The organism is Mesorhizobium sp. P2_D6, assembly GCF_056404315.1.
Genome location: NZ_JBFUEG010000089.1, coordinates 1 through 589 on the forward strand (window position 1 = coordinate 1; position 589 = coordinate 589).

Sequence of the window (589 nt, forward strand, 5' to 3'; positions counted from 1 at the left end):
TGGCGGCAAGTGCGACAACAGCTTTGTTCGGGTGCATACGGCTCTGCAACCCGTCAAGCCAGCTTCCCAGGCGATCCCGGGTTCGATCCAGGTGACGGAAGCATGATCGCGCGCCATGAACGAGCAGCTTGCGAACGTAGCGGTTCCCGCGCTTGCTGATACCGAGTAGCTTCTGCTTGCCTCCGGTCGAGTATTCTCGAGGGACCAGCCCCAGCCATGCGGCCAGGTCGCGAGCCTTCTGGAACTGGCATCCGGTGCCGACGGCCGCCAGTAGCGCGGTGGCTCCCAATGCTCCGATTCCGGGGATCGTCATGAGCCGGCGGGCAACATCTTCTCGGTCTGCGATCGCTGCGATCTCCCTCGTCACGTCGTTGATGCGCTGTTCCAACTGGCGCAGATCTGCGAACAGGTCCACGAGCAGTTTGCGCATTGCCGGCGAGAGGTCATTCGAAAGGTCATCGAGAACCAGTGGCAAGTCGAGCTTGAACAGTCCGGCGCCCTGTCTCAATGCGATGCCGTATTCCAGGCAGAATGCTCGCATCTGGTTGATCAGACGGGTTCGCGTGCCGATCATCTGGTCGCGCACCCG

Annotated in this window: 1 protein-coding gene; it reads right to left on the bottom strand. The window is 61.6% G+C overall.

Annotated features, from left to right (window positions below):
* Positions 1-589, bottom strand: a 589-nt coding sequence (locus tag AC1D1L_RS33745) for an IS110 family RNA-guided transposase (RefSeq protein ID WP_477345857.1), incomplete at both ends; no start/stop codon positions are given.